The following is a 25,689-nucleotide window of genomic DNA, read 5'->3' as shown; positions in this document are numbered from 1 at the left end:
GGCATCACGAAAACTGGCGGAATTGCGGGATTCCATGCGGTGGCAGGCGGCCCGATTAACTTTGCAGGCGACTGGTCGATGATAAGATTCATCCCTTAGATTCAACGTTCGGACGCAATTTCCCGCATTTTCCCCTTTTCGCCCGGACCCTCCCGCGTTAAGACAACTCCCCATCAGGACGGACTCCATGACGCATCCGCGGGGGATGAGTCGGTCGCACGGGTGTGTGCGGCCGGGTTGGGAGGCTTTCGTCCGACGCGGGGAAGCGGCACGTGGCTGGGGCACAGTCGCATTACTGGGGGCAGGGCTTTTCGCCGCGCGGCGAGAAGAACCGCTTTGTCCTCCCCGCAGACTTCCGCCAGACCGTCCGCGAAGCCTCGAAGGGCAACCGCACCCTCTGCCTCGACAAGCACCACAAGCACCCCTGCCTGGTCGGCTTCGGCGAATCCCGCGCCGACAGCTTCGCTGAGATGCTCGCGCACGAGGAACGCGTCGCCATCGAGCGCGGCGAGCCGTTCGACATGGACCTGCGTGCCTCGCAGATCGGCGGTTTCGCCCGCATCAATTTCGATGATTCCGGCCGCTTCGTCCTGCCCGAATACCTCGGCGAGCAGGCGCAGGTGGGTGATGAACTCTATTTCCACGGCGGCATGCACCAGATCATGATCTGGGCGCCCGATGTGCTGTTTGCGATGGGCTCCGAATGGGATTCCGTCAAATCGGCCTGCCGTGCCCGGATGGCCGAATTCTCGGCCAAGGCGGCGCGCAAGTGAGCGCGGCTCCCCATATCCCCGTGCTCCTCGATGAGGTGATCGCAGCGCTACACCCCGCGCCCGGCAGTCTGATCGTGGACGCCACCTTCGGCGCAGGCGGATACACCCGCCGCCTGCTCGGTGCCGGCGCCACCGTCCACGCCTTCGATCGCGACCCCGATGCGATCGCGGCGGGACGGGCCTGGGGGGAAGTGTCCGAGAACCCGCCCCGTCTGGTCCTCCATCCCCGCCGGTTCTCCGAACTCGCGGAGGGCCTTGCGGAAGCGGGTGTTTCGAGCGTGCAGGGCATCGTCTTCGACATCGGCGTCAGCTCGATGCAGCTCGATCAGGCGGCGCGCGGGTTTGCCTTCTCCAGCAATGGCCCGCTCGACATGCGCATGTCGCAGAGCGGGGAAAGTGCGGCGGACTTCCTCAACGGCGCGACCGAGGAAGCGATTGCCGACGTGCTCTACCACTACGGCGAGGAGCGCCAGTCGCGCCGGATCGCCCGCGCCGTTGTCGCCGCCCGCCCGCTGACAACGACAGGGCAGTTCGCCGATGTGGTGCGCAAGGCCTTGGGCTACCGCCCCGGCGCGCCGAAGGACCCCGCGACCCGCAGTTTCCAGGCCGTCCGCATCCATGTGAACGGCGAACTGGACGAGCTTCACGCCGGGCTCGCGGCGGCGGAACGCATGCTGGCGCCGGGCGGGCGGCTCGCGGTGGTCAGCTTCCACAGCCTTGAAGACCGCATCGTCAAGCAGTTCCTCCGCGAAGGCGCGGGCGCGCTGCCGACGGGTTCGCGCCATATGCCGATGAGTGCGCCCACCGCCGCGCCGGTGTTCGAAAAGCCCTCCGCTGCGATCCGCCCCGGCGCGGACGAGCAGGCGCGCAATCCCCGCGCGCGCTCTGCCACCTTGCGCTGGGCGGTGCGGACGGCGGCCCCGGCACGAGGAGCATTGGCAGCATGATGGTCAGCGCCAACCGCTTCCGTTCGATCGGCTGGATCGCGCTGCTGCTCGTTTGCGCGGCGCTGGTCATGGTGCTGGCGTTCCGCGTCAACGCGCTGCGCAGCCAGGTCCACCGCACCGAGTTGCAGATCGTCGCGCTGCGCAAGGAGAAGCTCTACCTCGAGACCGAGGTGGAGACCCGCGCCAACCAGCAGCAGCTGAAGCTGTGGAACGATGTCGAGTTCGGCTACGTCGCGCCGACGGCGGGGCAGTACCTGTCGAACGAGCGCCAGCTGGCCGCTTTCGCCAAGCCCGATAGCCCGGACACCCCCGCACCGATCCGCGTCGCCAGCGCTGACGACAGCGTGGCAGCCGAAGCGGCGTTCCCCTCGGTCATTTCTGGTCTGGCAGCCGAAATCGCCGCGCCGATCACCCGGTCGGCTGACGATGAGGGCAACGCCAAGCCGGCAGCAAAGCCCGCCGATGCGGCGGACCGCGCCAAGGCGACGGCCAACCTCGGCGCGCGCCTTGCGATGGTCACGCCGTTGAAGAAGGATGGCAAGGACAGCGGCGGCAAGGCGAAGACGGACAAGGACGAGAAGGCGAAGGACGGGGACAAGAAGGCCGGCCTCGCCAAGTCAGCCAAGACCGCGAAGGAAGAAGCTGCGAAGCCGGGCAAGGGCGCGAAGCTTGCGGCCGGCAAGACCGAGACCAAGCCGGGCAAGGCGCCTGCTGCGAAGTCCGCCAAGAGCACCAAGCCCGCGGCGAAGTCCGCCATGGGTGGGAGCAAGTCTGCCCAGTGAACTCGCTGACCGCCTCCGCCGCCATCGCCACCGGCCGGGTCCAGCTCGCCAACGTGCGCCATACCGCACTCAACACGGCGCGGGTGCGCGCGCTGTGGATCATGGTGCTGTTCATCTTCGCGACGCTGACCGCCTGCGTGCGCATCGCGCAGCTCGGCCTGTTCGAGCAGACGCCCGAGCGCACCTCGCTGGCCGAGGCGTTGCTGCCTTCGCGCGGGGAAATCACCGATCGCAACGGCATCGCGCTGGCCCGCGCTTTTGCGTCCTATTCGCTGTGGTTCAATCCCAAGGCGATGGGCGAGGGCGGCGCGCCGCTGGTCAAGACGCCCGAGGAAGTCGCCCGCGCGCTGGTCGGCATCTTCCCCGATGCAGACTACGCCGATCTCGTGGCGCGGCTGAAGGCGGGCAAGCCCTGTTATTTGCGCCGCCGTGTGCTGCCGGAAGACGCCAACAAGGTCTTTGCGCTGGGCGAGCCCGCGCTCGAATTCCCGCGCGAGGAGCAGCGCTTCTATCCGCAGGGCTCGCTCGCGGCACACGTGCTCGGCTTCGTCGACGAGGCGGGCAAGGGCCATGTCGGCATGGAGGAGGTGCTGGAGCCGCGCCTCCTCGATCCCGCCCACCGGGGCACGCCGACCGCGCTCTCGATCGACGCGCGGGCGCAGGGCGCGCTCGAGGATGAACTGGGGCGCGGCATGCTGGAGACCAGCGCCAAGGGCGCTGCCGGGGTTATCCTCGATGCCGACAGCGGCGAGGTCATTGCGCTCGCCTCGCTGCCCTCGTTCAATCCGAACCGGTCGGACCTTGCCTTCAACTACCTCGTGACCAACCGCGTATCGAACGACGTTTACGAACTCGGCTCTACGTTCAAGCCGATCACCATCGCCGCCGCGATCGATGCCGGGGTGGTTACCGATTTTTCGACGCGCTATCCGGCTGTTCCGTTGCAGATCGGCAAGTTCACCATTCACGACAGCCACGATTTCGGCGCCTCGCTCAATGTGCCCGAGGCGCTCATTCATTCCTCGAACGTGGTGACCGCGCAGATCGCCGACAAGCTCGGGCCGGCGGCCTTGCGCCGCACGATGATGCAGCTGGGCATGAACGAGCGCCCGAAGATCGAGCTGCCCGCGCGCGGACGTCCACTCTGGCCGCGCGGCGGCGGGCAAAGCGCGGACAGCGATTGGGCGCGGCTGACGACGATGACCGTAAGCTACGGCCACGGCATCGCGGTCACCCCGCTGCACCTTGCCTCGGCCTATGCCGCGCTCGTCAACGGCGGCATCTGGCGTCCTGCCACGCTTTACAAGGTAGACCCGGCACATCTCGCCCAGGGTCGCCGCGTGTTCCAGGCTTCGACCAGCGCGCGCATCCGCCAGCTGCTGCGGATGATCGTGGTCGATGGCACGGGCCGCAAGGCCGATGCACCGGGCTTCCGCGTCGGGGGCAAAACCGGTTCGGCGGAAAAGCCCGGCAGCGGCGGCTACCGCAAGACGTCGCTGATCGCGACGTTCGCAGCGGCTTTTCCGATGGACAAGCCGCGCTATGTGGTGATCGTGATGCTCGATGAACCCCAGGCCACCCAGCAGACCAGCGGCCAGCGCACTGCCGCGTGGAATGCCGCGCCTATCGTCGGCCGGCTGGTGCCGCGTATCGGCCCGATGCTGGGCGTCGTGCCCGACGCCCACCATGATGTCGACATTTCCGACCTCAGCCCGTTGGTCGGCTCCGGAGAAGGCGAATGAACCTTGGCGGGCTTGCCGCTGCGGCGGGGGTCGCCCTGCCTGAGAATGCTGCCCCGCTCGCCGGAGCGCAAGTCACCGGCTTTGCCATCGATCACCGCAAGGTTGCGCCTGGCACCGTGTTCGGCGCTTTCGTCGGTGCGCGCTTCAATGGCGAGGATTTCATTGCCGATGCGGTGAAGGCGGGTGCCATCGCGGTCGTCGCGCGGCCCGAGGCCAAGGTCGAAGGCGCGGTCCATATCGCCGATGCCTCCCCACGCCGCGCCTTCGCGCGCCTCGCCGCGCCGTTCTTCGCGCCGGTGCCGGAAATGCTCGTGGCGGTGACGGGGACCAACGGCAAGACCTCCACCGTCGAGATGACGCGCCAGCTGTGGCGCATGGCCGGTTTCCGCGCCGCCTCGATCGGTACGCTGGGCGTCACCACGGCGGACGAGAGCGTCTCCACCGGGCTGACCACGCCCGATATCGTCACCTTCCTCGCCAACCTTGCCGGGCTCGCCCGCGAAGGGGTGAGCCATGTCGCCTACGAGGCCTCCAGCCACGGCCTCGACCAGTTCCGCAACGAAGGCCCTCGGGTCGCAGCCGGCGCCTTCACCAATCTCAGCCGCGATCACCTCGATTACCATGGCACGATGGATGCCTATTTCGAGGCCAAGATGCGGTTGTTTGGCGATGTCGTGGCGGAAGACGGCGCGGCGGTGATCTGGGCGGACGATGCATGGTCCGCACAGGCCATCGCCGCGGCCCGTTCGCGCGGCCTGAAGCTGATCACCGTGGGCGAGCAGGGCGAGACGCTGCGCCTCCTTTCGCGCACGCCCACGCTGCTGGGCCAGACGCTGGAACTCGCCTTCGATGGCGCCACCCGCAAGCTCGATCTGCCGCTGATCGGCGCCTATCAGGCCGCCAATGCGCTCGTTTCGGCGGGGCTGGTCATCGCGACCGGCGGCGATCCGGCGGCGACGCTGGCCGCGCTCTCGCGCATCCAGCCGGTGCGCGGGCGGCTCGAGCGCGCGGCGATCACGCGGGCCGGCGCGCCGGTCTATGTCGACTACGCCCATACGCCTGACGCGATCACCGCCGCGATTGCCGCGCTGCGCCCGCATGTCGGCGCGAAGGGCAAGCTGATCACCGTGTTCGGCGCCGGCGGCGACCGCGACGAAGGCAAGCGCCCCGAGATGGGCCGCGCCGCCTGCGTCGGCTCCGAACTTGTGATCGTCACCGACGACAACCCGCGCGGCGAGGACCCGGCGCTGATCCGTGCTGCCGTGATGGGCGGCTGCAACGAGCGCGCCCGCGAAGTGGCAGGTCGCCGCGAAGCCATCGCTGCCGCGATTGCCGCAGCAGGCGCGGGCGATATCGTGCTGGTGGCGGGCAAGGGCCATGAACAGGGCCAGATCGTGGGGCGCGGCGAGGCGATGCGCGTCCTTCCCTTCGACGACGTGCAAGTGGCGCGGGAGTGCAGCCAATGAATGCGATGAGAGCCCTGCTGCAATGGCCGGTCGAGCCGACTGATAGCATCGGGCTTGCCTTGTGGACGGCGGACGAGATCGCCGCGGCGACGGGCGGCAAGGCCTCAGGCGTGTTCGAGGTTTCGGGCTGCGCCACCGACAGCCGCGAAGTGCAGCCGGGCGACTTGTTCATTGCGCTGATCGGCGCGGAGAGCGACGGCCACATGTTCCTCGAAGGTGCCTTCGCGCGCGGAGCGACCGCCGCGCTGGTCGACCGCCCGGTGCCTCATCCGCATGTGCTGGTCGCAAGCACCACGCAGGCGCTGGTCGACCTTGGCCATGCTTCCCGCGCCCGTGCCGACCGGGCCGGGGCGGTTATCATCGGCGTGACCGGCTCGGCCGGCAAGACCGGCGTCAAGGAAGCGCTGTTCGCGGCGCTCGATCGCGGCAGCCGGGGCCGCGCGCACCGCTCGGTCAAGAGCTACAACAACCACGTCGGCGTGCCGCTCAGTCTCTCGCGCATGCCGCCGCGCACGCGCTTCGGCGTGTTCGAGATGGGAATGAACCACGCGGGCGAACTCGCCGCGCTGACCCGGCTGGTGCGCCCCCACATCGCCATCGTCACCACTATTGCGCCTGCGCATATCGGGCACTTCTCGGGCGAAGAAGCCATCGCCCACGCCAAGGCGGAAATCTTCGAGGGGCTGGAGGCGGGCGGCATTGCGATCGTCCCTGCCGACAACCCGCACTATGCCCTGCTGCGCGAGGCGGCGGCGCGCCATGCGGGCGATGTCGTGAGCTTCGGGCGCAGCGCCCATGCCGACGCGCGCCTGCTCGATGCCGTGCCCGCACCGGGCGGCGGGACGCTCGTGACCGCCGCGTTCTCGGGTCCGCTGGGTTCGCGCAAGCTGTGCTACACGATTGCCCAGCCCGGCGCACACTGGGTCGACAATTCGCTTGCGGTCATGGCGGCTGTCGCGGCTGCTGGCGGTGATTTGGGTGCAGCAGGTCTCGCACTTTCCGAAATGGAAGGCCTTGCCGGACGCGGCGCGCGGCACGTGATCCCCGCGCCCGGTGGAGACAGCTCAGGCAAGGCGCTCCTTATTGACGAAAGCTACAATGCCAACCCTGCCTCGATGCGCGCGACCATCGCCGCGCTGGGCGAGGTTCCCGCCCGCCGCCGCATCGCCGTGCTCGGCGCGATGAAGGAGCTGGGCGAGGCTTCGGATGGGTACCACGCCGGTCTGGCCGAACCGCTGATCGCCGCGGGGGTCGAACGGATTATCCTCGTGGGCCCGGAAATGGCCCCGCTGGCCAAGGCACTGGGGAAAAGCGCAGACCCTGCGCTTGCCGCGCGAATCGAACTCGACCATGCCAAAACCGCTGCAGAAGCGGCGGAATGTCTTGCGGCCGACGCGCCGCAGGGCGGGGACGCCATTCTGGTCAAGGGATCGAACTCGGTTGGCCTCGGCACCCTCGTGCGCGCGCTGACCGCAGGGGCCAAGACGGCCGGGGAAAACTGAATGCTCTACGTTCTGGCGCACTGGCTGCATTTCGAGGGTATCGCCAACCTCATCCGCTACCAGTCGTTCCGCTCGGGCGCGGCGCTGATGACGGCGCTGGTGATCGGCCTGATCATCGGCCCGCGCTTCATCAACATGTTGCGCGTGCGGCAGGGCAAGGGCCAGCCGATCCGCGCCGACGGGCCGCAGTCGCACCTCGCCAAGCGCGGCACGCCGACGATGGGCGGGCTGATGATCGTGATCAGCCTCGCGATCTCGCTGCTCCTGTGGATGGACCTTACCAGCAAGTTCGTCTGGGCCTGCCTTGTGGTGACGCTCGGCTTCGGGCTGATCGGCTTCCTTGACGACTATGCCAAGGTCACCAAGTACGCCCACGCCGGGCTTTCCGCGCGCATCCGCCTGCTCGCCGAGTTCGCTGTCGCGGGGACCGCGCTCGCGCTGGTGGTGACGGACACCAACCTCTACCTGCCGATCTTCAGCAACCTCTATGTGCCGATGGGCCCGGCCTATTACCTGTTCGCCGCTTTCGTGATCGTCGGCGCGGGCAACGCGGTGAACCTCACCGACGGGCTGGACGGACTCGCCACGATGCCGGTGATCATCGCGGCAGGCACCTTCGCGATCATCGCCTACCTCGCCGGCCGCGTCGACTATGCGCACTACCTCGGCATCCAGCACGTGCCGCGCGCGGGTGAGCTTTCGATCTTCTGCGGCGCGGTGATGGGCGCGGGGCTGGCCTTCCTGTGGTTCAACGCGCCGCCTGCCGCGGTGTTCATGGGCGATACCGGCAGCCTCGCGCTCGGCGGCACGCTCGGCGTCATCGCTGTCTCGATCCACCACGAAATCGTGCTTGGCATCGTCGGCGGCCTCTTCGTGATGGAGGCGGTCTCGGTCATCGTGCAGGTCTTCGTCTACAAGCGGACCGGCAAGCGGGTGTTCCGCATGGCGCCGATCCACCACCATTTCGAGCAATTGGGCTGGAAGGAATCGACCGTCGTCATCCGCTTCTGGATCGTCTCGATCGTGCTCGCGCTGATCGGCCTTGCCACGCTGAAGGTGCGGTAAGCGCGCCGTGATCACGTCCCCCGCCTTCAGCGGCAAACGCTACGCCGTTCTGGGCCTCGCGCGTTCAGGCCTCGCCAGCGTCGATACGCTGCTGGCAAGCGGGGCGGACGTGACAGCGTGGGACGGGCGCGAGGATGCCCGCGCGGCGGTCGAGGGACGCGCGACGATTGCAGACCCGCTGACGATCGACCTCACCGGCTTTGACGGTATGGTTGTCTCCCCCGGGGTGCCGCTCAATCGCCACCCCATCGCCGCGCACGCCCGCGCGGCGGGCGTGCCGATCATCGGCGATATCGAGCTCTTCGCGCAGGCCCGCGCCAGCCTGCCGCCGCACAAGGTCGTCGCGATCACCGGCACCAACGGCAAGTCGACGACGACTTCGCTGATGCATCACATCGTCAAGGAAGCGGGCCTCCCGACCGAAATGGGCGGCAATATCGGCCTCCCCATCCTTGGCCAGCCGCCGCTGCCTGAAGGCGGGGTCTATGTGCTGGAGCTGTCAAGCTACCAGATCGACTTGACCTACAGCCTCCACGCCGATCTTGCCGCCTTCATCAACCTCAGCCCCGATCACCTTGATCGCTACGACGGCTATGAAGGCTACGGTGCCTCGAAGGCGCGGCTTTTCCAGATGCAGCAGGCGGGCCAGTTTGCCGTGTTCGGCTGCGGCGATGACGATACCCGCCGCATCGCTGCCGAGATCGCGGCGCACCGTCCAGATGGCGATGTCGAAGTCGTCGATCCCGCCGCGCTGACGGGGCAAGCCGACTGGCCCTCGCTGCAAGGCCCGCACAACCTCCAGAACGCCGCCATCGCCGTCGCCATGGCGAAGCGCCTCGGGATCGACGAGCCGGTCTGGCGCGCCGCGCTCGCCAGCTTCGTCGGCCTGCCGCACCGCATGGAGCGTGTCGCCGAGGCGGGCGGCGTGCTGTTCATCAACGACAGCAAGGCGACCAACCCCGCCTCGACCGCGCCCGCCCTCGGCGCATGGCCGCGCGTCCACTGGATTCTCGGCGGCCTCCCCAAGGGCGACGACCTTGACGCCTGCGCGCCCTATTTCGGCCACGTCGTGCAGGCCTATACCATCGGCGAGGCCGGCCCGCGCTTTGCCGAGATCCTTGAACCGCTCATGCCCGTCCAGCGCAGCGAGATGCTGGGCGCGGCGGTACGGCAGGCGATGGACGCGGCGCAGCCCGGCGATGTCGTGATGCTCTCGCCCGCCTGCGCCAGCTTTGATCAGTTCCGCGATTTCGAAGCGCGCGGCGATTGCTTCCGCCAGATCGTCACCGCGCTGATCGCCGAGAAGGGGGCGGCATGAACTCGGTCCAGTCCACCCGGCAGGTCGCCACCGCGCTGCCCGGCGGCGGCGTGCGCATCGCCCCGCGCACCAACCGCTATCGCCGTACCCGGCGCAGCGAACTTGTCATCTGGTGGCGCGAGATCGACCGCGTGCTGCTTGCGCTGGTGCTGATGCTCGTCACCGTGGGAACTGTCGCGGTCGCCGCTTCCTCCCCGGCCAGCGCGCACCGCCTGTCGACACAGATCAAGTCGCTCGGCGATCTCTACTTCTTCTGGATCCACTTGCGCTGGCTGGCGGTCGGGCTCTTCGCGATGTTCGTCGCCTCGCTTCTGCCCAAGGAGACCACGCGCCGGCTCGCCATCATTCTCGCCGCGGCGATGCTCGTGGCCCTCGTGCTCGTGCCCTTCCTCGGCAACGAAGTGAAGGGCGCCAAGCGCTGGCTGTGGATCGGGTTCAGCCTCCAGCCGTCCGAATTCCTCAAGCCCGGCTTTGCCATTGCGGTCGCATGGATTCTTTCGTGGAAGGTGCGCGATCCCAACATTCCCGTGATCCCGATCACCATCGGCCTGATGCTGCTGATCGCCGCGCTGCTGATGGCGCAGCCCGATTTCGGCTCGACCGTGCTGTTCGGCGGCGTGTGGTTCGTGCTCGTGCTGCTCTCGGGCCTCGATCTCAGGAAGATCGGCTGGAGCATCGGCGGCGGCATTGCCGGCGTGATCCTGGCCTATTTCTTCTATCCCAACGCCACGCACCGCATCGACGCGTTCCTTTCAGGCGGCAGCGAGTTCGACCAGGTCGATCTTGCCATGCGCACGCTGGTCAGCGGCGGGTGGAGCGGCACTGGCCTCTGGCTCGGCAGCCGCAAGATGGCGCTGCCCGAGGCGCATACCGACTATATCTTCTCGGTGATCGGCGAGGAATTCGGGCTGATCGCCTGCGCGCTGATCGTGGTGCTCTACTGCGCCATCGTGATCCGCGTGATGATGCGGCTGGCGGACGAGGAAGACCTCTTCACCGTGCTCGCCGCCGCCGGGCTCACCGCGCAGCTGGCGGGGCAGGCGTTCATCAACATCCTCGTCAACCTGCAGCTGTTCCCGTCCAAGGGCATGACCCTGCCGTTGATCAGCTATGGCGGTTCCTCCACCATCGCGCTTCTGCTCGGCGTCGGGTTCCTCCTCGCCATCACGCGGCGCAATCCCTATCTCTCGCGCGAGACGTCGGACCTCAGGGAGCTCGTGCGCACATGACCAATCCTATTCCCGGCGTGTCGCGCCATTTTGTCCTCGCGGCGGGCGGCACCGGCGGGCACTTGCTGCCGGCCTTCGCGCTGGCGGTCGAGCTGGAGCGGCGCGGACACCATGTCGCGCTGGTGACCGATGAGCGCGGCGCGAAGATCCCGGGCAAGCCTTCGTTCCTGCCCGCGCATGTCCTGCCTGCGGGCCGCCTCGGCAAGAACCCCATTGCGCTTGCCAAGGGCCTCGCCGCGATCTGGCGCGGCCGAGCGATGGCGCTGCGCCTGTTCGAAAGCTTCCAGCCGTCCTGCGTCGTCGGCTTCGGCGGCTATCCCGCGCTCCCCGCGCTGCTCGCCGCGCGTTCGGCGAAGATCCCCACGGTGATCCACGAGCAGAACGCCGTGCTGGGGCGCGTCAACCGCCTGCTGGCCAAGCGCGTCGATGCCATCGCCACGGCCTACATGGAAGTCGAGCGGCTCGATCCGAAGCTCTGGAGCAAGGTCCACCGCGTCGGCAATCCGGTGCGCGCCGAAGTCCTCGCGCTGCGCGGGGAGCCGTTCCCGCCGTTCAGCGAGGACAGCCTGTTTCGCGTACTGGTCACCGGCGGCAGCCAGGGCGCTTCGGTGCTGTCCGAAGTCGTGCCCGATGGCCTTGCCATGCTCCCGCCCGCGCTGCGCCACCGCCTGCAGGTGACGCAGCAGTGCCGGCCCGAAGACCTCGAAGCCGTGCGCGCGCGCTATGCCGGGCACCAGATCCCCGCTGAACTCGGCACCTATTTCGAGGACATGGCGAGCCGCCTTGCGGAAACGCACCTGTTCATCGGCCGCTCCGGTGCTTCGACCATTGCCGAACTGACGGCGGTCGGTCGCCCGGCGATCCTCGTCCCGCTGCCCATCGCGACCGACGACCACCAGGCTGTCAACGCGCGCGAGATGGTCAAGGCCGGCGGGGCGCGGGCGATCCGGCAGACGGGCTTCACTCCCAAGGAACTCGCCAAACAGATCCAGACCATGGCGCTCAATCCCACCTCGCTCGCCAATGCCGCCCACGCCGCGTGGAACTGCGGCTTGCCCAATGCCGTCTCCGACCTCGCCGATCTTGTCGAAGGCTTCGGCGGCGTCCCGCTGATGGACGTGATCCGCATGGAAGGCGCGGCCGCCGCGCCCGCCACGCGTGAGGCACTTGCGAAGGAAGCCGCCGAATGAGCCAGTCGGTCCCTGCTCCTCTCCATTTTCACGAAGTGCAAATGGGGAGGTGGCATCGCGAAGCGATGACGGAGGGGTTCTTCCTCCCCGCCAGCACCCCTCCGACCCGCCTTCGGCGGACCACCTCCCCATTTGTGCCTGCGGCAAAAATGGGGAGGACCAGGATCGCCGCCCAAGGAGTGGCAGCATGAAGGGCGTCGGCACCGAGATCGGCACGATCCACTTCGTCGGCATCGGCGGGATCGGCATGTCCGGCATTGCCGAGGTCATGCACAACATGGGCTACAGCGTGCAGGGCTCCGACATGGCGGAAAGCTATGTCGTCGATGGCCTGCGCCAGCGCGGCATTCCGGTGATGATTGGCCAGCGCGCGGAGAACGTTGCGGGCGCGGCGGTGGTTGTCACATCTACTGCGGTGAAGCGCGACAATCCGGAAGTCGTCGCCGCGCTTGAAGCTCGCGTCCCCGTCGTCCGCCGCGCCGAAATGCTGGCCGAGCTGATGCGGCTCAAGAACACCGTCGCGGTGGCGGGCACGCATGGCAAGACCACCACGACCTCGATGGTCGCCTGCCTGCTCGATGCGGGCGGGATCGATCCCACCGTGATCAACGGCGGCATCATCAACTCCTACGGCTCCAACGCGCGCCTCGGCGACAGCGACTGGATGGTGGTCGAGGCCGACGAAAGCGACGGCTCGTTCCTGCGGCTTGATGGCACCTTGGCGGTCGTCACCAACATCGATCCCGAGCACCTCGATCACTACGGTTCGTTCGAGCGGGTGAAGGACAGCTTCGTCGAGTTCATCGAGAACGTGCCGTTCTACGGCGCGGCGATCCTGTGCATCGACCATCCTGAAGTGCAGGCGATCATCCCCAAGGTGCGTGATCGCCGTGTGGTGACCTACGGCTTTTCCGCGCAGGCCGACGTGCGCGGCGAGGCGGTCACCCCGATCCCGGGCGGCAACCGCTTCACCGCCGTGCTGCGCCAGCGCGACGGCAGCTTCCGCCGCATCGAGGGCATCGAGCTGCCGATGCCCGGCCGCCACAACGTGCAGAACGCGCTCGCCGCCGTTGCCGTCGCGGTGGAAATGGGCGTTTCGGAAGAGCTGATCCGCACCGGCTTCGGCAAGTTCGGCGGGGTCAAGCGCCGCTTCACCAAGGTGGGTGAGGTGGACGGTGTCACCGTGATCGACGACTATGGCCACCACCCGGTCGAGATCCGCGCCGTGCTCGCCGCCGCGCGCGAGGGCGTGCAGGGCCGCGTCATCGCCGTCGTCCAGCCGCACCGTTTCACCCGCCTGCGCGATCACATGGAAGACTTCCAGGGCGCCTTCAACGATGCCGATGTGGTCTATGCGGCGCCCGTCTATCCCGCAGGCGAGCAGCCCATCGAAGGCGTGGACAGCGCGGCGATGGTCGAAGGCATCAAGGCGCGCGGGCACCGCTCGGCGCACCTGATCGCGGGCGCTGACGCACTGGCGGCGGAGCTGGCGGGTTTAGTCCAGCCGGGCGACATGGTCGTCTGCCTCGGTGCGGGCGATATCACCAAGTGGGCGGCGGGCCTCGCCGGCGCGATTGCCAGGCAGCGGGGGGCGACGTGACGCAAGCCTCGGCGGATAGTCCTTCGACAAGCTCAGGACGAGCGGATGTTGGGAGTTCCTATTCCCAGTCCGCTCGTGCTGAGCTTGTCGAAGCACTACAGCGCAACGTTCGCGGCAAGCTCACCCCTGACGCCCCGCTTGCGCCGCTTGTCTGGTTCAAGTCCGGCGGCACGGCTGAGTGGCTGTTCGAGCCGAAGGACGTCTCTGATCTGCAGGACTTCCTCGCCGGTCTCGCGCCCGATGTCCCGGTCATGGCGCTCGGCCTCGGCTCCAACCTCATCGTGCGCGATGGCGGCGTCCCCGGCGTCGTCGTCCGCCTCGGCAAGGCCTTCGCGCAAGTCGAGCGCGTGGATGAAACCACGCTCAACTGCGGCGGCGGCGCGAGCGGCATCCTCGTTTCCTCCACCGCGCGCGACAACGGCATTGCTGGCCTCGAATTCCTCCGCTCGATCCCCGGCACCGTGGGCGGCTTCGTGCGCATGAACGGCGGCGCTTATGGCCGCGAGGTCAAGGATGTGCTGATCGATTGCGACGTCGTGATCCGCTCGGGCGAGATCGCCACGCTGCCCTTGAGCGAACTCGGCTACACCTACCGCCACTCCGACCTCGTCGATGGTTGCGTCGTCGTCGCCGCGCGCTTCCGGGGCCACCCGGGCGAACCTGCCGCGATCCAGGCTGAAATGGACCGCATCTCCGCCGCGCGCGAAGCCAGCCAGCCGCTGCGCAGCAAGACCGGCGGCAGCACCTTCAAGAACCCGCCCCCTGAACTCTCTGGCGGCGCCAAGGCGTGGGAACTCGTCGACAAGGCCGGCTGCCGGGGCCTCACGCTGGGCGGCGCGCAAGTCTCCGAAAAGCACACCAATTTCCTCATCAACACCGGTGAGGCCACCAGCGCCGAGATCGAAGCGCTGGGTGAAGAAGTCCGCCGCCGCGTAAAGGAACTCTCGGGTGTGGAACTGCAGTGGGAAATTCAGCGAGTAGGCCGACCGTGACACTTCCCAAACTCCACATCGCGGTCCTCATGGGGGGCTGGTCGAGCGAGCGCCCCGTGTCGCTCATGTCCGGCGAGGGCGTCGCCAAGGCGCTCGAGGCCAAGGGCCACCGCGTCACCCGCATCGACATGGGCCGCGATGTCGCGCAGAGGCTGGCCGAGGCCGCGCCCGATGTCGTGTTCAACGCGCTCCACGGCACGCCGGGCGAGGACGGCACGGTGCAGGGCCTGATGGACCTGATGGGTCTCACCTACACGCACTCCGGCCTCGCCACCTCGGTCATCGCCATCGACAAGCAGCTCACTAAGCAGGCGCTCGTGCCCCACGGCATTCCGATGCCGGGCGGACGCATCGTGAAGAGCGAGGACCTGTTCCAGCGCGATCCGCTGCCGCGGCCCTATGTGGTGAAGCCGGTCAACGAAGGCTCCTCGGTCGGCGTCGCCATCGTCACGAAGGACGGGAACTACGGCGATCCGATCAGCCGCGACAGCGTCGGTCCATGGAACGAGTTCGACGAGCTTCTCGCCGAACCCTTCATCCGCGGCCGCGAACTGACGACGGCGGTGCTGGTGGACAAGGCACTCCTCGTCACCGAACTGAGGCCCAAATCCGGCTTCTACGATTTCGACGCCAAATATACCGACGGCATGACCGACCATATCTGCCCCGCCGAAATCCCCGAAGAGATCGCCGAGGCCTGCAAGGATATCGCCCTGCGCGCGCATCAGCTCTTGGGCTGCAAAGGCACCAGCCGCAGCGATTTCCGCTGGGATGACGAACAGGGCGTCGAGGGTCTGTTCCTGCTCGAAGTGAACACCCAGCCGGGCATGACCCCGCTCAGCCTCGTGCCCGAACAGGCCAAGGCACTGGGCATGGAATACGGCGATCTCGTGGAGGCGATTGTCGCCGACGCGCTCGCCTCTGCGAAGAAGGAGGCCTGAGCCATGGCGCAGACCATTCGCCGGGGCGGAAAGACGGTGCGCAAGGTCGCGGCGGCGAGTGGAACCAAGCGCAAGGTTCATGCCGCGCGGCGCCAGACCGGTTCGGTGCTCGATCAGATCATGCAGTGGATACCGTTCAGCGAGGAAACGCTGCACCGCATCCTGATGGTGATCATCCTCGGCGGCGCGGCGGTGCTGATGTGGGTCGTCGCCAGCATGGCGGGCGTCCCGCAGCTGGCCGAAGCCCAGATGGCGCAGATCGCCGGCAAGTCCGGGTTCGAGGTGAAGCGCGTCGAAGTGCGCGGCGTCAACCGCATGAACGAGCTCAAGATCTATGAGAAAGTGCTCGGCCAGCGTGATCAGGCGATGTCGCGCCTTGATATCGCGGCCTTGCGTGATCAGCTGCTCCAGCTTTCGTGGGTGAAGGACGCTCGCGTCTCGCGGCAGCTCCCCGATACGCTGGTGGTCGATGTGGTCGAGCGCAGTCCCCACGCGGTGCTGCGCCGTGACAACAAGCTGACTTTGATCGACGAGACCGGCCATCCGCTCGAAGCGGTGAACCCGGCCAAGGCCAAGGGCCTGCTCGTCCTTTCCGGCAATGGTGCAGAGGCGCGCGTGCCCGATCTGGTTCACCTGCTCGATGCCGCGCCCGCCATTCGCCCGCAGGTGACGGAAGCCGAATGGGTCGGCAACAGGCGCTGGAACCTGACGTTCAAGACCCGCCAGGTCGTCGCGCTGCCCGAAGGCGAAACCGAGGCAGCGAGCGCGCTGCTGACGTTCGCGCGGATGGACGGCGTCGACCGTCTGCTCGGCGGCCGGGTGGCAAGCTTCGACATGCGCAATCCGGACCGCATCTACATGCGCGTGCCCGGCCGCGCCGACGAAGTGGCCGCCGCCGCGCGTGCCGAAGCGACGGCCAAGGCCAATGCCGCCGCGGCGAAGACCGAAGCCGCCCGCAGCGCGGTCGCCTCTGCTGCACCGGCTAAAGTCGCTATCGCCAAGACCGCGCAGGACTGATCATCCGGCCATGGCTGCCCCCCGCATCACCAAGGTCTTCGCGGCCGTCAATCTCGGCTCGTTCCGGGTTTCGGCGATCATCGCCGGGCTGACCGAAGGCGGCGAGATGGTGGTCATGGGTTCCGGCCACCGCCAGTCGCAGGGGATCAAGCGCGGCTATGTGACCGACATGGTCGCCGCCACCCATTCGGTGCGCGATGCGATCGAGCGGGCCGAAAAGATGGCCAATGCCAGCGTGCAGAGCGTGTGGATCGGCTGCTCGGGCGCGGGGCTTGCCAGCACCACCGCCAAGGTCGAAGTCGAGATCGGCGGGCGGCGCATCGAAAGCGACGATATCGAGCACCTGCTGATCGCCGGGCGCGAGGTGATCCAGCCCGATGGCCGCACCGTGCTCCACGCCCAGCCCGCGCACTATACGCTAGACGGCGCGGACGGCGTGCCCAACCCCAAAGGCCTCCATGCCGAGCGGCTCGCGGTCGATATCCACGTGATGCTGGCGGACGGCGCCCCGGTGCGCAATCTCAAGGAAACGGTCGAGAACGCGCATTTGCGCGTCGAGGCCGTGGTCGGTTCGCCGGTCGCGACGGGCCATGCCTGCCTCTCCGCCGAAGAGCGCGAACTGGGTGTTGCGCTGATCGAGTTCGGCGCGGAAGTGACCACCGTTTCGGTCTACGCGGGCGGCATGCTGCTCGGCATGCAGGCGATCCAGTTCGGCTCGGGCGACATCACCGATGCCATCGCCTCGGCTTTCGGCATCCGCCGCTATCAGGCCGAGCGGCTGAAGTGCATGGCCGGTTCCGCGCTCGCCAGCCCCGCCGATCACCGCGAGATGATCCCGGTCAACGCGCCCGGCGATCCCGAGCAGGGCGGCCCGATGGCGCGCCATGCCGATGACAAGAACCGCATCCCGCGCGCCGAACTCGTCTCGGTGATCACCCAGCAGCTGGGGGTGTTTACCGACGAGGTCGGGCGAGCGCTCAAGTCGCTCGGCTTCAACGGCAAACGCGGCCAGCAGGTCGTGCTGACAGGAGGCGGTGCACAGCTTCCCGGCCTTGCCGACTACGCGCAGGCTGCGCTGGGCCGCCCGGTGCGCATAGGCTCTCCGCCCACGATGCTGGGCCTGCCGCCGGGCCACGCAACACCCAGTTCCTCGACGCTTGTCGGCCTGATGCTCTATGCCGCCGCCGATCCGGTCGACATCCGCAAGATCGGGCCGACCTGGGGGCCTACGCAATCCTACAGTGGTATCGGCCTGCTGCAGCGCATCTGGCGCGCGATGAAAGACTATTTCTGATGGTTGGAGGCGGCGCAAACCCTCCTACTTGTGGAAAAACCTGTCGAAGCTTTGATTCGGTCAAACAATCCGTGCCAAAGCAAACGTTACATTTACCGGGGCACCATTTCCGGCCCCCCGCAGACCCGCATGGGAGAGCGCTATGAGCATCAACATCGGACCGCCGGCCATCGACGAACTGCGGCCGCGCATCACGGTCATCGGCGTGGGCGGGGCGGGTGGCAACGCCATCGCCAACATGATCAACGCCAGGATCGAGGGCGTCGACTTCGTCGTCGTCAACACCGATGCGCAGGCGCTCAACAATTCGATCGCGGACAACCGCATCCAGCTTGGCCCCGACATGACGCAGGGCCTTGGCGCGGGCGCTCGTCCCGAAGTCGGCCGTGCCGCTGCGGAAGAGACCATCGAGGAAATCGAGCGCGCGCTTGAAGGCGTGCACATGTGCTTCATCGCTGCCGGCATGGGCGGCGGCACCGGCACCGGCGCAGCGCCGGTCATCGCCGAAGCGGCCCGCCGCAAGGGCGTGCTGACGGTCGGCGTCGTCACCAAGCCGTTCCTGTTCGAAGGCACGCGCCGCATGCGCGCGGCCGAAAGCGGCATTGCCGAGCTGCAGAAGCACGTCGATACGCTGATCGTCATTCCGAACCAGAACCTGTTCCTCGTCGCAAAGGCGGAGACCACGTTCAAGGAAGCCTTCCAGCTGGCTGACGAAGTGCTCCAGCAGGGCGTCCGCTCGATCACCGACCTCATGGTCATGCCCGGCCTCATCAACCTCGACTTTGCCGACGTCCGCTCGGTCATGGGCGAGATGGGCAAGGCGATGATGGGCACGGGCGAGGGCGAGGGCCCCAACCGCGCGCTCGAAGCGGCAGAGCGCGCGATTGCCAACCCGCTGCTCGACGGCGTGTCGATGCAGGGCGCCAAGGGCGTGATCATCTCGATCATCGGCGGCGACGACATGAAGCTGCTCGAAGTCGACGAAGCGGCCAACCACATCCGCGAACTGGTCGATCCCAACGCCAACATCATCTGGGGCTCGGCGTTCAACCCGAACCTCGATGGCAAGATCCGCGTTTCGGTGGTCGCCACCGGCATCGAGCAGACCGGCGAGATGGCGGAAAGCGCCTCCCGCCCTGCGGTGACCGGCGGCATGCGTGGTCCGGCTTTCCCGGGCGGCCTTGCCCGTCCCGCCGCGCCCGAACCGGCACCTGCTCCGGCGCCCGTTGCGGCCGAGCCGCAGCCGTTTGCGCCGCCGCCAGGCCATGCCGCGCCGGAACCGGTCGCAGCCGAGCCTGAAGCTGCCGAAGAGCCGCTCGATCTGACGCTCGACCTGTCCGACGCGCAGGAAGCCGCGCCGCCTGCCGACGAGCCGGGCGAGCTCACGCTGGGGCTGGACGATGCGGAGCCGATCCCGCCCCGCTTCGGCCGCGCGCAGCCGGATCCGGCAGGTGACGCGCCGCGCAGCCCGCCGGGCAGCACCTTGTTCGAGCGCATGGCCAATCTCTCGCGCGGCGGGGGCCGCGTGGGCGAGGACGATGCCGATCCGGAAGATGGCAGCGCGCTCAACATCCCGCGCTTCCTCGGCCGCCAGAACAACCAGTAAGACCATGCAGCCGGGCGCAGGTCGCCCGGCCACAGGAGACACGCCGGCCGGGGGCGGCTGGCGTGTCCATGCAAGCCGCGATAAGGTCGGCCCCATGATCTGCCGCTTTTCCCGTTCCGCCCCCCGGCTCAGTGCTTCGACGTTTGTTCTGGGCATGGCGCTGGTCCTCGCGCACCCGGCATGGGCGCAGCAGCGCGGTGGCCCGGTCGATGACGATGCGACCGAGCCGGTCGCGAGCACCTCGATCCCGGTTGTCCAGCCGATCGCGCCGAGTCCCACGCGCACGCTCAATGCCGCGCTTTCCCGGCTGGCCCGCGATCCGCGCGATATCAGCGCCTTGCTTGATGCTGGCGGCGCCGCACTCGATCTGGGCGACACGGATGCGGCGATCGGCTTCCTCACCCGCGCCGAACAGGTTGCGCCCGGCACCGGCGGGGTGCGCGCACGGATGGGCATCGCGATGCTGCGCTCGAACCAGCCGTTCGAGGCGATCCGCTGGTTCGATCTGGCCGAGCAAGCCGGGTTCAACCGGACCGAAATGGCCAGCGACCGCGGTCTCGCCTATGATCTCATCGGCGACAACGCCGCCGCGCAGCGCGAATACCAGCTCGCGCTTTCGGCGGGGCGCAACGACGAGACCAGCCGCCGCTATGCGCTGAGCCTGGTGATCGCGGGCGACCGGCGCGGCGCCGAGCTCGTGCTCCAGCCGCTGCTCGAGCGGCAGGACCGCGGCGCCTGGCGGGTGCGCACGTTCATCATGGCGATTGCCGGGCAGAGCGAGGAGGCCGAGGGCATTGCCAAGGCGACGATGCCCGCCGATCTCGCCGCCGCGATTTCGCCCTATCTGCGCTACATGCCGCGCCTGACCCCCGCGCAGCAGGCCGCCGCCGCCAATCTCGGCCGCTTCCCGCGCGCGGCGGACATCGGCCGTGATGATCCGCAGATCGTGCAATATGCGCTCGCCCATCCCCGCGCGCAGCGGGTCGATGCCGCGCTCGTGCCGCAGGGTGAGGCGCTGGGTGCGCGCGGCCGCGATGACCGGTCGAAGCGCCGCCGTCCGGGCAAGGAAGACAAGCAGCAGACGGCCCTTGCCGCAGCATCGCCGGCTCCGGCCCAGCCGCTGCTCGTCAGATCCGCGCCACTGCCGCCGCCGCCGCCACCTCCAACGTCGGCGCAACCGGCCCTCACTGCGCCCTGGGGGCTGCAACCGGGCAGCCGCACCGCCGCCGCGCCGCAGCAGGGCTCGCCCGCCGGACAGACGCAAGTGGCACCGACGCAGACCGCACCGGCGCGGCCCACGGTCCTGTCAAAGCTCGACGTGCCCCCCGGCACCCCGCTTTCGCCGCCGCCGGTCCCGCGCCCTGTAACGCCGCCGCCGTCTGCTTCGCCAACATCGGTCGCTCCGGCAACCACTCCGCCGCAGCCGCAAGTGGCCACGCCAGCGCCGCCGCCGAGCGCTCCTGCGCAAGTGCAAGTGGCGGCCTCTGCGCCAGCAGGCACGCCTGCCGCGATCGGCCCCCAACTTGCGCTGGCATCGACCCAGCCGACACCGGCAACACCGCCGACTCCTGCACCCGCCACGGTCCTCCCCCCGGCGCCTTCCGCCGTGCCGCCGCCGGTTGTGGCACCGTCCACGCCGACCCCGGCTCCGGCGCCATCGGCCAGTTCCGCGCCGGCCGATTTCCGCAGCATGTTCGACGGCTTCAAGGCGCCCGAGCAGGAAGCAGCCGCCGCCAGCAGCGAAGCGGTCGATCTCGCGCGGATCGAGGCGATGCGCGAGACGGCGCGCGCTGCCGCCGCCGCCAAGGCCAAGGAGCGCGCGGCCAAGGACCGCGGCGCGAGGCCCGATGGCCCGACCGCCGTCTCGCGCACCAGCGATCAGGACGAGGCCGAGCCCACCGTCACGCGCGGCGGCAAGGAAAAGGCTGCCAAGGAAGACGCCGCGAAAGATGCCAAGGCCAAATCGGCCAAGGACAAGCTCGCGCTCGATGCCGATTGCCTCGAGCCTTCGGGCAAGGGCAAATCAGGGAAGAGCAAGGCCTCGGCCGCGAAAGGCAAGACGACCGCGAAGTCCAAGGGCAAATCGGGCAAGGCTGACGCGCAGTGCCCGCCGGAGAACAGCAAGTCCGCCAAGAGCAAGGCAGCCAAGGCCGAGCTCCAGCACCCCAGCCGGATCTGGGTGCAGGTCCTCACCGGTTCCAACCGCCCGGCGATGGGCAAGGAATGGCAGCGCCTTGCCGGCAGCTCTGCCGCGCTCCGTGCGCGCAAGCCTTCGATCACGCCGTGGCGCAGCAATTATCGTTTGCTGACAGGGCCTTTCGCCAGCGACGCGGAAGCGCAGGCGTTCGTCGAGAAGCTGCGCAGCCAGGGCGTCAGCAGCTATCAGTGGACCAGCCCGGCGGGCCAGGCGGTCGACGGTCTCGGCGCGAAGTAGGGTTTGTGAAGGGGCGGGGCTCTGCACCGCTTCTCCACAGCTTATGAACAGACTAGTAAAGTTTTGCCCAGCCCCGCGCGGGGCTCCGATTGCCGTCAAGAGCCCTCTCCGCGATGGCTCGCATCTGTCCAGTCCGGACACCGAGGAACACGCGATGCGCACCGGCCATGAAGACAGCGAACGCGATGATGCGGCGCCCGTCGATATGCTCGCCTCGCTGTTCGAGGCACGCGGATGGCCCTGCGAATTCGTTTCGGATGACGAGATCCACGGCGAAATCCAGGGCAGCTGGGCCAGCTACCAGCTCCGCTGCATCTGGCGCAGCGAGGACCATGTCCTCCAGATTCTCTGCCTCCCCGATATCCGCGTCGCCGAGGACAAGCGCGGCGCGATGTTCGAGATCATGGCGCTGATCAACGAGCAGGTCTGGCTCGGCCACTTCGATATCTGGTCCAACGGCTCGGTGCTGCTTTACCGCCACGGCCTGATGCTGGGCGACGACGGCCTGCTCAGCCTCGTCCAGGCACAGACCGCGATCGAGGCGGCGGTCGACGAATGCGATCGCTTCTACCCGGCCTTCCAGTTCCTCCTCTGGGGCGACAAGAGCCCTGCGGAAGCCCTCGCCAGCGCCCTGATCGACGCCGCCGGCGAGGCCTGACAGTCGGGGCTGCCATTACTCCCGTTCGTGTCGAGCCCCACGACTTCGCTCGGGATAAACTTCGGGTCGAAGACCCGAAGTCGAGACACTTTGCACCGCGCGAGGTGTCTCGACTTCGCTCGACACGAACGGGTAAGGGGGCTGAAATTCTGACAGCCCCAGTTATCCGCCATGGGGCAGGAGACCCCCAGTGACCTTCTCCCTTCTCCAATTCGGCTGCGGCAACATGGGCGGCGCCATGCTCGCCGGCTGGCTGGCGGCCGGGTTCGATCCCGCCGCGTTCACGGTGGTCGATCCGCTGCTCGCCGAAGCGCCCACCGGCGTATCCCTGCTGCGCGAAGCCTCCGCCGAAGCGGCCCCCGCCGATGTCGTCCTGCTCGGCTTCAAGCCGCAACAATTCGCCGCGTCCGCCCGCGCCATCGCCCCGCATGTGGGGGAGGGGACGCTGCTGCTCTCGATCCTCGCCGGAGTCGATGTGGCCACCTTGCGCGCCGCCTTTCCGCAGGCCGCGGCCATCGTGCGCGTCATGCCCAATCTCGCCGCCGCGATCGGCAAGTCGCCCATTGCGCTCTACGGCTCGGCGGAAGGGCCCTTGCGCGAACGGACCGAAGCGTTGATGGCCCCGCTCGGCCCGGCCGAATGGCTCGCCGAGGAAGCCGCGATGGACATTGTCACCGCGCTTGCCGGTTCCGGTCCTGCGTTCGTCTACCGCTTCATCGATGCGCTGGCGGAAGGCGCCGCCTCGCTCGGCCTGCCACGCGTCCAGGCGGACCGGCTCGCGCTGGCAATGGTCGAGGGCGCCTCTGCGCTTGCGGCGGCCTCGCCCCACGCGCCCGGAGAACTCGCGCGCCGCGTCGCCAGCCCCGGCGGGACGACCGAAGCCGGGCTCAAGGTCCTCGATGCCGACCAGCATCTCGCCGCGCTCGTCACGGCCACCTTGCGCGCCGCGCGCGACCGCAGTGCAGAGCTCACCGAAGCCGCACGAAGATAGGGACGGTCCCTGTTTTTCCGGATGCGGGCCAAAACCGGACCTTATTACGCTTTGATACATTCCGTTATGGCCCGGAAGCTTGAATTGGTAAGGGTTTGGGGCGATATTGGCAGCACTCGGTCCATCCCGGGCCGAAACGGAGTTAGGTACGTCATGGCAAACTGGAATGACCCCCAGCCTTCTGGCTGGAGCCCGGCAGGCTTCGGCGCTGCGGCGGGTCTCGCCGGGCGCGGCGCCGCGTATGATGCGGGTCTGCGCCGCTACATGCTGTCGATCTACAACTACATGGCCTCGGGCGTGCTGCTTTCGGGCATCGTCGCGCTGCTGTTCGCCACCTCCGGCATGGCCGAGGCGGTGTTCGGCACCCCGCTGCGCTGGCTGGTCGCGCTCGCACCGCTCGCCATCGTCATGGTGATGAGCTTCGGGGTGAACCGCATCTCGACCACCACGATGCAGGCGCTGTTCTGGGCCTTCAGCGTGCTGATGGGCATTTCGCTCTCGGCGATCTTCGCGGTCTACACCGGCCCGTCGATCGCGGCGACATTCTTCGCCACCGCGGGCGCCTTCGCTGGCCTGAGCCTCTACGGCTACACCACCACGAAGAGCCTGTCGGGCCTCGGCACGTTCCTGATCATGGGCCTCGTGGGCATCCTGATCGCCAGCCTGATCAACATCTTCCTGCAGTCGCCGGGCCTTGCCTGGGGCATCAGCTTCCTCGGCGTGCTGATCTTCGCAGGCCTCACCGCGTATGACACGCAGAAGCTGAAGGAAATGTACAGCCAGGTCGCGGGCACCGATTTCGCGGGCAAGATGATCGTGCTCGGCGCGCTCACGCTCTACCTCGATTTCGTGAACATGTTCACGTTCCTGCTGCAGTTCATGGGCGACCGTCGTTAATCTTTGGCGCTGCTGATCTGAAGCAAGCTGCTTCACGTTAACGTGCCCGGCGGGCCTTCCGGCTCGCCGGGCATTTTCTTTGCGCGTCGGGCCGGTTAGACCGCAGGACAAACAGAACCGGGGGGACCCTCTCGCATGCTTCGTTCTTCGCGCCCGGCGGCGCCTGTTTTCCAGAACATTGCCCGTTTCCTCCCCGCCGCCGTACTCGCGGCCGCACTGGCAAGTTGCGCCGCGCCGCCGCCCCCGCCGCCGCCACCCCCGCCGCCGCCGCCCAAGCCCTACATCCCGCCGCCGCCCAAGCCCAAGCCCCCCGCCGGGGCGAGCGGCAACCTCGTCATCCCGCCGCTCGATCCCAGCGGCCTGCGGCAGTCGGTGAACCGGGGCATCTCGTCCACCCAGATGCTGTGGAACCTGCGCTCGGCGCTCAACGTCGCCGCGCTCAATTGCAGCGATCCCAAGCATGCCGAGATCCTGCCGCGTTACAGGGCGTTCCTGAAAAACTACAACGCGACGCTCGCGGCGACGAACCGCAAGGTCGATGACGAGTTCAAGGCCCGCTACGGCGCGAAATTCACCGCCCCGCGCGAGGCCTACATGACCTCGGTCTACAACCACTTCGCGCTGCCGCCGATGATGAATGAGTTCTGCAACGCGGCGCTTGCCGTCACCAGCGATCTCGATGCGATCACGCCGCCTGCGCCCCCCGCGCCGCCCCGCAAGAAGGGCGCCAAGGCGGTCCCGGCGAAAGTGCCGACACTCAAGCCCGCCGAGCTTGAAGCCTTCGCCATGCGCAGCCTGCCCAACATCGAAGTGGTCTACGACGATTTCTACCGCCGCTACGAACAGTACCAGCGCGATCTCGCCGAATGGAACGCCAAGTATGGCCCGCCAGCGGCGCCTGCGGCTGCGAGTGGGACGCCCTGAGAGATCGTCCATAACCAACGAGAGGGTGGAGGCATCAACGCTTCGCCCGCATTTTGCTCTTGGCAAGCGCCGCCCCGGTGGGCTAAGGGCCGCGCTCCCGGCAGGGCAGCTTCGTGCTGGCAGGCCGGAGGATACTGGGAACGGGGCCGTAGCTCAGCTGGGAGAGCGCGTCGTTCGCAATGACGAGGTCAGGGGTTCGATCCCCCTCGGCTCCACCAGTATGCCGTAAATTGGCCCTGAACGGCCTGCGATCCTTCGACAAGCTCCGGATGAGCGGTCGATGGACTTCACCCCACACCCGCTCAGCCTGAGCTTGTCGAA

21 protein-coding genes and 1 tRNA gene are annotated in these 25,689 nt (G+C 68.0%); all 22 read left to right on the top strand.

Annotated features, from left to right (window positions below; translation table 11 throughout):
• Positions 1 to 272: 272 nt before the first annotated feature.
• The 22 genes from NDB2M1_RS03370 (at position 273) to NDB2M1_RS03265 (ending at position 25,586) form a co-directional block, all read left to right on the top strand.
• A complete protein-coding gene (locus NDB2M1_RS03370; RefSeq protein ID WP_072379498.1) occupies positions 273 to 773 on the top strand; it encodes a division/cell wall cluster transcriptional repressor MraZ in 501 nt (166 codons plus the stop codon).
• On the top strand, positions 770 to 1,720 hold the full coding sequence (gene rsmH, locus NDB2M1_RS03365) for a 16S rRNA (cytosine(1402)-N(4))-methyltransferase RsmH (protein WP_072379496.1): 951 nt from the start codon (positions 770 to 772) through the stop codon (positions 1,718 to 1,720). Before NDB2M1_RS03370 ends, rsmH begins: the two co-directional genes overlap by 4 nt.
• Complete coding sequence (locus NDB2M1_RS23050; protein ID WP_072379494.1) at positions 1,717 to 2,502, top strand: hypothetical protein; 786 nt, start codon at positions 1,717 to 1,719, stop codon at positions 2,500 to 2,502. The genes rsmH and NDB2M1_RS23050 overlap by 4 nt, the downstream gene beginning before the upstream one ends.
• A complete protein-coding gene (locus tag NDB2M1_RS03355) occupies positions 2,499 to 4,244 on the top strand; it encodes a peptidoglycan D,D-transpeptidase FtsI family protein (protein ID WP_072379492.1) in 1,746 nt (581 codons plus the stop codon). Before NDB2M1_RS23050 ends, NDB2M1_RS03355 begins: the two co-directional genes overlap by 4 nt.
• Complete coding sequence (locus NDB2M1_RS03350; RefSeq protein WP_072379490.1) at positions 4,241 to 5,710, top strand: UDP-N-acetylmuramoyl-L-alanyl-D-glutamate--2,6-diaminopimelate ligase; 1,470 nt, start codon at positions 4,241 to 4,243, stop codon at positions 5,708 to 5,710. The genes NDB2M1_RS03355 and NDB2M1_RS03350 overlap by 4 nt, the downstream gene beginning before the upstream one ends.
• Positions 5,707 to 7,212: a UDP-N-acetylmuramoyl-tripeptide--D-alanyl-D-alanine ligase gene (gene murF / locus NDB2M1_RS03345; protein WP_072379488.1), complete on the top strand. Its 1,506-nt coding sequence runs from the start codon at positions 5,707 to 5,709 to the stop codon at positions 7,210 to 7,212. The genes NDB2M1_RS03350 and murF overlap by 4 nt, the downstream gene beginning before the upstream one ends.
• On the top strand, positions 7,213 to 8,277 hold the full coding sequence (gene mraY / locus NDB2M1_RS03340) for a phospho-N-acetylmuramoyl-pentapeptide-transferase (protein ID WP_072379486.1): 1,065 nt from the start codon (positions 7,213 to 7,215) through the stop codon (positions 8,275 to 8,277). It abuts the gene before it with no gap.
• Positions 8,278 to 8,284: 7 nt separating this feature from the next.
• Positions 8,285 to 9,595: a UDP-N-acetylmuramoyl-L-alanine--D-glutamate ligase gene (murD, locus tag NDB2M1_RS03335; RefSeq protein WP_072379483.1), complete on the top strand. Its 1,311-nt coding sequence runs from the start codon at positions 8,285 to 8,287 to the stop codon at positions 9,593 to 9,595.
• Positions 9,592 to 10,824, top strand: a complete 1,233-nt coding sequence (locus NDB2M1_RS03330; RefSeq protein ID WP_072379481.1) for an FtsW/RodA/SpoVE family cell cycle protein — start codon at positions 9,592 to 9,594, stop codon at positions 10,822 to 10,824. Before murD ends, NDB2M1_RS03330 begins: the two co-directional genes overlap by 4 nt.
• A gap of 8 nt (positions 10,825 to 10,832) precedes the next feature.
• The gene (murG, locus tag NDB2M1_RS03325; protein WP_143146629.1) at positions 10,833 to 12,014 is read left to right on the top strand and encodes an undecaprenyldiphospho-muramoylpentapeptide beta-N-acetylglucosaminyltransferase; all 1,182 of its coding nucleotides are present in this window, start codon (positions 10,833 to 10,835) and stop codon (positions 12,012 to 12,014) included.
• Positions 12,015 to 12,201: 187 nt separating this feature from the next.
• Positions 12,202 to 13,614: a UDP-N-acetylmuramate--L-alanine ligase gene (gene murC, locus NDB2M1_RS03320; RefSeq protein WP_072379476.1), complete on the top strand. Its 1,413-nt coding sequence runs from the start codon at positions 12,202 to 12,204 to the stop codon at positions 13,612 to 13,614.
• Positions 13,611 to 14,606 carry a UDP-N-acetylmuramate dehydrogenase gene (murB, locus tag NDB2M1_RS03315; protein WP_083554664.1) on the top strand — a complete coding sequence of 332 codons (996 nt, stop codon included), beginning with the start codon at positions 13,611 to 13,613 and terminating at the stop codon, positions 14,604 to 14,606. The genes murC and murB overlap by 4 nt, the downstream gene beginning before the upstream one ends.
• Complete coding sequence (locus NDB2M1_RS03310) at positions 14,603 to 15,547, top strand: D-alanine--D-alanine ligase (RefSeq protein WP_072379474.1); 945 nt, start codon at positions 14,603 to 14,605, stop codon at positions 15,545 to 15,547. Before murB ends, NDB2M1_RS03310 begins: the two co-directional genes overlap by 4 nt.
• A gap of 3 nt (positions 15,548 to 15,550) precedes the next feature.
• On the top strand, positions 15,551 to 16,564 hold the full coding sequence (locus NDB2M1_RS03305; RefSeq protein WP_072379472.1) for a cell division protein FtsQ/DivIB: 1,014 nt from the start codon (positions 15,551 to 15,553) through the stop codon (positions 16,562 to 16,564).
• A gap of 10 nt (positions 16,565 to 16,574) precedes the next feature.
• Positions 16,575 to 17,858, top strand: coding sequence for a cell division protein FtsA (gene ftsA / locus NDB2M1_RS03300; protein WP_072379470.1), 1,284 nt, complete (start codon positions 16,575 to 16,577; stop codon positions 17,856 to 17,858).
• A gap of 142 nt (positions 17,859 to 18,000) precedes the next feature.
• Positions 18,001 to 19,464 carry a cell division protein FtsZ gene (gene ftsZ / locus NDB2M1_RS03295; RefSeq protein WP_072379468.1) on the top strand — a complete coding sequence of 488 codons (1,464 nt, stop codon included), beginning with the start codon at positions 18,001 to 18,003 and terminating at the stop codon, positions 19,462 to 19,464.
• Positions 19,465 to 19,618: 154 nt separating this feature from the next.
• Positions 19,619 to 21,898 carry an SPOR domain-containing protein gene (locus tag NDB2M1_RS03290; RefSeq protein WP_171955309.1) on the top strand — a complete coding sequence of 760 codons (2,280 nt, stop codon included), beginning with the start codon at positions 19,619 to 19,621 and terminating at the stop codon, positions 21,896 to 21,898.
• Between the two features lie 154 nt (positions 21,899 to 22,052).
• A complete protein-coding gene (locus NDB2M1_RS03285; protein ID WP_072379466.1) occupies positions 22,053 to 22,556 on the top strand; it encodes a type III secretion system chaperone family protein in 504 nt (167 codons plus the stop codon).
• 190 nt (positions 22,557 to 22,746) lie between these two features.
• Positions 22,747 to 23,547 carry a pyrroline-5-carboxylate reductase gene (proC, locus tag NDB2M1_RS03280; protein ID WP_256374883.1) on the top strand — a complete coding sequence of 267 codons (801 nt, stop codon included), beginning with the start codon at positions 22,747 to 22,749 and terminating at the stop codon, positions 23,545 to 23,547.
• Positions 23,548 to 23,700: 153 nt separating this feature from the next.
• Positions 23,701 to 24,444 carry a Bax inhibitor-1/YccA family protein gene (locus NDB2M1_RS03275; RefSeq protein ID WP_054121152.1) on the top strand — a complete coding sequence of 248 codons (744 nt, stop codon included), beginning with the start codon at positions 23,701 to 23,703 and terminating at the stop codon, positions 24,442 to 24,444.
• Positions 24,445 to 24,579: 135 nt separating this feature from the next.
• Entirely contained in the window at positions 24,580 to 25,368 is a 789-nt protein-coding gene (locus tag NDB2M1_RS22850; protein ID WP_072379461.1) for a hypothetical protein, read from the top strand.
• Positions 25,369 to 25,510: 142 nt separating this feature from the next.
• Positions 25,511 to 25,586, top strand: a tRNA-Ala gene (locus NDB2M1_RS03265).
• The last annotated feature ends 103 nt before the right edge of the window (positions 25,587 to 25,689 follow it).

This window comes from Novosphingobium sp. NDB2Meth1 (genome assembly GCF_900117425.1).
GTDB lineage: Bacteria > Pseudomonadota > Alphaproteobacteria > Sphingomonadales > Sphingomonadaceae > Novosphingobium.
The sequence above is the reverse complement of the archived record's forward strand: the minus strand, read 5'-3'. Positions and strand labels throughout refer to the sequence as shown.

What these genes read in the sequence shown, in the direction of transcription:
- NDB2M1_RS03285 (WP_072379466.1), top strand. Translation starts at nt 22,053, where the DNA reads ATGCGCACCGGCCATGAAGACAGCGAACGCGATGATGCGGCGCCCGTC.
- NDB2M1_RS22850 (WP_072379461.1), top strand. Translation starts at nt 24,580, where the DNA reads ATGCTTCGTTCTTCGCGCCCGGCGGCGCCTGTTTTCCAGAACATTGCC.
- murF (WP_072379488.1), top strand. Translation starts at nt 5,707, where the DNA reads ATGAATGCGATGAGAGCCCTGCTGCAATGGCCGGTCGAGCCGACTGAT.
- mraY (WP_072379486.1), top strand. Translation starts at nt 7,213, where the DNA reads ATGCTCTACGTTCTGGCGCACTGGCTGCATTTCGAGGGTATCGCCAAC.
- ftsZ (WP_072379468.1), top strand. Translation starts at nt 18,001, where the DNA reads ATGAGCATCAACATCGGACCGCCGGCCATCGACGAACTGCGGCCGCGC.
- NDB2M1_RS03275 (WP_054121152.1), top strand. Translation starts at nt 23,701, where the DNA reads ATGGCAAACTGGAATGACCCCCAGCCTTCTGGCTGGAGCCCGGCAGGC.
- NDB2M1_RS03330 (WP_072379481.1), top strand. Translation starts at nt 9,592, where the DNA reads ATGAACTCGGTCCAGTCCACCCGGCAGGTCGCCACCGCGCTGCCCGGC.
- murC (WP_072379476.1), top strand. Translation starts at nt 12,202, where the DNA reads ATGAAGGGCGTCGGCACCGAGATCGGCACGATCCACTTCGTCGGCATC.
- ftsA (WP_072379470.1), top strand. Translation starts at nt 16,575, where the DNA reads ATGGCTGCCCCCCGCATCACCAAGGTCTTCGCGGCCGTCAATCTCGGC.
- NDB2M1_RS03305 (WP_072379472.1), top strand. Translation starts at nt 15,551, where the DNA reads ATGGCGCAGACCATTCGCCGGGGCGGAAAGACGGTGCGCAAGGTCGCG.
- NDB2M1_RS23050 (WP_072379494.1), top strand. Translation starts at nt 1,717, where the DNA reads ATGATGGTCAGCGCCAACCGCTTCCGTTCGATCGGCTGGATCGCGCTG.
- NDB2M1_RS03350 (WP_072379490.1), top strand. Translation starts at nt 4,241, where the DNA reads ATGAACCTTGGCGGGCTTGCCGCTGCGGCGGGGGTCGCCCTGCCTGAG.
- NDB2M1_RS03290 (WP_171955309.1), top strand. Translation starts at nt 19,619, where the DNA reads ATGGCGCTGGTCCTCGCGCACCCGGCATGGGCGCAGCAGCGCGGTGGC.